The 4728-nt window shown below is 64.5% G+C and carries 5 protein-coding genes and 1 tRNA gene; 3 read left to right on the top strand and 3 right to left on the bottom strand.

The window, feature by feature from the left end; all coding sequences use genetic code 11:
- Both GUI70_RS22135 and GUI70_RS22130 read right to left on the bottom strand, forming a co-directional pair.
- Positions 1 to 528, bottom strand: a 528-nt coding sequence (locus tag GUI70_RS22135) for an SRPBCC family protein (RefSeq protein ID WP_161884445.1), incomplete at its 3' end; no start/stop codon positions are given.
- A 130-nt stretch (positions 529 to 658) separates the two neighbouring features.
- Positions 659 to 967 carry a hypothetical protein gene (locus GUI70_RS22130; protein WP_161884444.1) on the bottom strand — a complete coding sequence of 103 codons (309 nt, stop codon included), beginning with the start codon at positions 965 to 967 and terminating at the stop codon, positions 659 to 661.
- Between the two features lie 163 nt (positions 968 to 1130).
- On the opposite strand from GUI70_RS22130, the gene GUI70_RS22125 reads away from it, so the two are divergent.
- The gene (locus GUI70_RS22125) at positions 1131 to 2069 is read left to right on the top strand and encodes a DMT family transporter (RefSeq protein WP_161884443.1); all 939 of its coding nucleotides are present in this window, start codon (positions 1131 to 1133) and stop codon (positions 2067 to 2069) included.
- On the top strand, positions 2066 to 3592 hold the full coding sequence (locus GUI70_RS22120) for an ABC transporter permease subunit (RefSeq protein ID WP_161884442.1): 1527 nt from the start codon (positions 2066 to 2068) through the stop codon (positions 3590 to 3592). Before GUI70_RS22125 ends, GUI70_RS22120 begins: the two co-directional genes overlap by 4 nt.
- Positions 3593 to 3664: 72 nt before the next feature.
- On the opposite strand, the gene GUI70_RS22115 is transcribed toward GUI70_RS22120, so the two are convergent.
- Positions 3665 to 4075 carry a hypothetical protein gene (locus GUI70_RS22115; protein WP_161884441.1) on the bottom strand — a complete coding sequence of 137 codons (411 nt, stop codon included), beginning with the start codon at positions 4073 to 4075 and terminating at the stop codon, positions 3665 to 3667.
- A gap of 291 nt (positions 4076 to 4366) precedes the next feature.
- Here GUI70_RS22115 and GUI70_RS22110 point away from each other — a divergent pair.
- A tRNA-Leu gene (locus GUI70_RS22110) sits at positions 4367 to 4451 on the top strand.
- Positions 4452 to 4728: the final 277 nt, after the last annotated feature.

The following is a 4728-nucleotide window of genomic DNA, read 5'->3' as shown; positions in this document are numbered from 1 at the left end:
GGGGGGACGGTAACTGAGGGCCACGTGCAGCCGCGTACTGCCGTTGGGCATGCTCTCGAACTGCACACTGCCGGCATTGTCGACTGTCGCGCCGGGCAGGCTGTGCCAGCCGATCCGCTCGCCGGGCTTGTCGTTGACCACTTCGGCCTCCCACTCGACGTGCGTGCCGAGCGGGGCCTTAGCGACCCAGCGGCTGCGGCGCTCGTCAAGAACCGTAACTGTTTCCAGGTGGCTCATGATCTGCGGCAGATTGTCAAGCTTGCGCCAGTAATCGTAGACGCTCTGGGCAGGGCGGTCGATGACTACGCTGTGCTCGACGAAAATCGGCTTGCTGCTAGTGGGACCGCCGCCCGTTACCTGATTGACCATCTGCGAGCCGCCTGCCGCCCGAAAGACGAGAAAGCCGCCTGCCGCCATCATCAGTAGTCCCAGGGGGCCGCGCCGAATCATGCCCAGAAGTGCGAGTGCGCCGCCTGCCGCGCCGGTGATCAGGCGCTGCTGGTCTTTGGTGTTGGATTCCATGGTCATAGGGTCCTCCCGTGAAGGGCTGTGCGCCGCTTCGTCTCTGACTTCTGAGTGTAGTATGCCCGCTCCAGACCACAGGCGCAGTTCAACGCCTGATTAACGCCGAGCTGCACAAGACCATCCTGCAGAATAATCAGGGCGTGCGGTTGCGGTCTTCGCCGCTCTGGCCCAGGCGAGTTGCGTCCTGCGCCTCGCCGGGCTGCTGGCCCTGGGGACTGAGCATACCGCTCTCATCAAGCTGCTGGCTGGCGTCGCTGCCCTGCGATATGCCAATGCTCTCACCGGATTCTTCCTGGCCGCCGCGCTGGTGGGCCGCCTCGATCTCTTTGGCAGCCTCCGTTTCGGCCACGTCGGCGCTCGACAGGTTGGTGTTGAAGCCCTGGCTCACGTCGGCCTGACCTGAATTCTGCTGCACCGTCTCGGGCTTGGTTGGATTGTCCATACCCGGCAGTTTGAGCACCACACGCCAGTAGCGGATGTGGGCCGCCTTTACCTTTAAGTCCCTGTAGCATTCCGGGAACGGGAGCGTTGTGGGCACGGCGACAGCGACCCGCTTTGACGCGGCGAACACAAGCCCGCGCAAAGTCGCCTGCTACTCTACGACCATGACGTCTGCGGCCCCCACCTCGCGCCTCGACGCCCTCAGCCTGGGGGCCATCGGCATGACCATTCTCTTCTGGGCCTCAGCCTTTGCGGGCATCCGTGCCGGGCTGGACGCCTTCTCGCCAGGTCACCTGACCCTCTACCGCTTTTCGGTGGCCTCGCTGATTCTCGGCATCTACGCCCTGGGGATTCGTCTGCCGCTGCCTAGTCGGGCCGACGCCCTGCGGATTTTCGGACTGTCACTGTGCGGCATCACGCTGTACCACGTCCTGCTCAATTACGGCGAGCAGAGTGTACCTGCCGGAACCGCCAGCTTGATCATCGCGGCGGGGCCGGTCATCACAGCACTGATCGCCACCCGCTTTGCCGGAGAAAAGCTGACGCTGCTGGGCTGGCTCGGCACCTTTGTCAGCCTGGCCGGGGTGCTGCTCATCGTGCTGGGACGCGGTCAGGGCGTCTCGTTCACCGGCGGGGCCATGCTGATCTTGCTGGCGGCCCTGTTCACCAGCATCTACTTCGTGTTTCAGCGGCCCCTTCTACAGAGGGTCGGGCCGCTGGCGTTCACGGTCTGGAGCTTGCTGCTGGGCAGCTTGCCGATGCTGACCTTTTTGCCGGGCTTCGTGGCCGAGTTTCGGTCCGCGCCGCTTAGCGCCCATCTGGCGGTTATCTATCTGGGCATCTTTCCCTCGGCGCTGGCTTACCTGACCTGGACCTTTGCCCTGTCAAGGGTGAGTGCCAGCGCCACCACCAGTTTTCTGTTCATCAGCCCGGTGCTGGCCACGCTGATCGCCTGGATGTGGCTGCGCGAGGTGCCGGGCTTGACCTCACTGATCGGCGGCAGCGTCGCACTGCTCGGCGTGCTGGTCGTCAATACCCTGGGCCGTCCGGCGAAGGTACCCACCACCGAAACAACCACTCATCTCGCGGCGCGGTCGCCATGACCCGTCTGATCACACCTGAACCGTCGCTGACGACGCCAGAGCAAGCTGCACCCACCCTGCCCGAACTGCCGGTGATCGAGCTGAGCGCCGTGCAGCTGACGCTGGGCGGACGCGAGGTGCTGGGCGGGGTCAATCTGGAGGTGCGCCGGGGCGAATTCCTGGCGGTCATCGGGCCGTCGGGCGGCGGCAAAAGTACTTTGCTGCGAATCATCTCCGGGCTGCTGAAGGTGAACGCCGGGCAGGTGACGGTGCGCGGGCGGCCCGCGTACGTGTTTCAAGACGACCGGTTGCTGCCGTGGCGCACGGCCATTCGCAACGTAGCGCTGCCGTGTGAACTGGGATCCGGCGGGGCCATGACGCCCGCCGAGGCGCTCTCGCTGGTCGGTATGGCCGCCTACGCCCAGTACCTGCCCGCGCAGCTTTCCGGCGGAATGCGGGCGCGGGTGGGCCTGGCGCGTGCGCTGGCGCAGTCGGGCGACATCCTGCTGCTTGACGAGCCGTTCGCAGCGCTCGACGCCCTGGTACGCGAGCGCTTCAACGACGAGCTGCGCCACCTGCACGAGAAGACCGGGCAGACCACCGTGATGGTCACCCACTCGATTCGCGAGGCGGTGCTGCTGGCCGACCGGGTGGCGGTGCTGCGCGGCGGGCACATCGTCTCGGTGCTGGAAACGCGCGGGCAGGGGCGACTGAGCGCTTACACCGAAGGCATCGAGGCCGAACTGCGCGCTCTGCTCGGCACGGGCGACAGCACCCAGAACTGGTCGCCGCCGAAGCCCCGGCGCAGCAAGTCCGAGTGGCTGCCCTTGCTGGCGCTGGCGCTGGGACTGCTCGGCTGGCAACTGACAGCCCTGCGCATCAACGCCGACTACCTGCTGCCCACTCCGCTGAGGGTCTGGCAGGTGTTCTGGGAGAACCGCTCGGAGTTGCTGCTCCAGCTCGGCTATACGGCCAAGGTGGCGCTGCTGGGCGCGCTGCTGGGCAGCTTCACCGGGCTGATCATCGGCTACCCGATGGCGCGGCTGCGGTGGCTGGAGCGCTTTCTCAGTCCGCTGCTGATCGCCAGCCAGAGCACCCCCACCGTCGTGCTGGCTCCGCTGCTGTTGCTCTGGCTGGGCTTCGATGTCTGGCCGGGCATTCTGGTGAGCGCCCTGACCGCCTTTTACCCAGTGCTGGTGTCCACACTGGTAGGAGTGCGCGAGGTGGACGGCACCTATCAGGAACTCTTCAGCGCTGTGCGGGCCACGCCAGTGCAGCGTTTACTTCACCTCGAATTGCCGGGCGCGCTGCCGGTGCTGCTGGGCGGGCTGCGGCTCTCACTCAGCCTGGCTTTGATCGGCGCGGTGGTCTGGGAATTTACCAGCAACCAGCCGGGCCTGGGCTTTGCCATCAACCAAGCGCGTCAGCAGTACCAGACGCCCCGAGTGTTTGCTGCGATTGCCCTGCTGGTGCTGCTGGGCGTGGCCCTGTACAGCACCGTTACCTGGGCCGAGCGCACGGTGCAGCGGCGGCGGGGCCGGTAACTCTGCTGAAGTCAGGCAAACGAAAGGAGCGGGAACACCGACAGTTCCCGCTCCCCATTTCTGGTGCGGTGTTCAAGAACCGCTGGTGTAGGCGGTGCCAACCACCGGCACGTTGAAGCTGGTCAGGGTGGTGTCGCCGGAGGTCAGCTTGATCAAGCTGGTGGCATTGATGAAGTTGTCGGTGTTGGTGCGCTGCACCGAGACGGTCAGCACGGCTTGGTCACCTTCCTGCGACACGCCGACCAGGGTGATGCTGGTGCCGTCCGGCAATCCGGCAGCGCTGAGGACCAGATCGCTGGGGATGGTGCCGCCGAGCGCGGCCACCGGCACGTTCAGGGTCATCCAGCTCGACTCGGTGTAGAGCGGGCTGTACGAGGCAGTGCTCATCGGCGCTTCGGTGATGGGGGCAGCCAAGGTCAGGCCAGCGGGCACGAAGCTCAGGGCGGCGCTCAGGGTCAGGGCGGTCAGCAGGGACTTGCGCATGGTGGTTCTCCTTCGGGGTGAGAGAGGGCGGGGGGACATGTTTTCGGTTCCGGGCCAGTGGGTCGGCCTCGGCCTTGAACAAAGAATGCGCCGCCTCCGCGCAGACCCGGTGCAGAAAAAATGGAGATTTGATGCGGCTTACGGCCCCGCGACTCAACACCAAAAACCCGCTGCCTGACGCCTTTCTGACTCCTTTAACGCTAGGCGTCTTCACCGCTCCTGCAAAAATGAATTGCGGCTCAAGCAAGTGTTTCGCCGTCGCTTGGCCCGCGCTATACTGCGCCTCTGCCTGCCGGGATGGCGGAATCGGTAGACGCACTCGACTTAAAATCGAACGCTTCACGGCGTACGGGTTCAAGTCCCGTTCTCGGCACCAAGCAGGAGAGTAAACCTCGTCTCAGGGCGGGGCTTTTTCTTTTTGGGGATGAGTCTGCTGATCGGATTTTGAATGCACTGCACTGTACTCTTTCGCTCTCCAAATAACCAAAACAACGCTAAAAGGGGTCGTGTGATGACCACCGATGAACTCTGGCAGCTCAGTACCCGACAACTTCAGTTCAAGCCGCTCCCAGCGCTGAAAAAGGTGTAATCAGCAGGCTGAAGAGCACCTTGAGGTCGTCTGGGTTCCATCTCAGCGCGTTTCTCAAGCGCTC

Source organism: Deinococcus alpinitundrae (assembly GCF_009982895.1).
Lineage (GTDB): Bacteria > Deinococcota > Deinococci > Deinococcales > Deinococcaceae > Deinococcus > Deinococcus alpinitundrae.
This window is presented reverse-complemented; position numbering and strand designations above follow the sequence as displayed.

Coding starts and splice junctions, on each gene's coding strand:
- GUI70_RS22130 (WP_161884444.1), bottom strand. CDS start 967: ATGGACAATCCAACCAAGCCCGAGACGGTGCAGCAGAATTCAGGTCAG.
- GUI70_RS22125 (WP_161884443.1), top strand. CDS start 1,131: ATGACGTCTGCGGCCCCCACCTCGCGCCTCGACGCCCTCAGCCTGGGG.
- GUI70_RS22120 (WP_161884442.1), top strand. CDS start 2,066: ATGACCCGTCTGATCACACCTGAACCGTCGCTGACGACGCCAGAGCAA.
- GUI70_RS22115 (WP_161884441.1), bottom strand. CDS start 4,075: ATGCGCAAGTCCCTGCTGACCGCCCTGACCCTGAGCGCCGCCCTGAGC.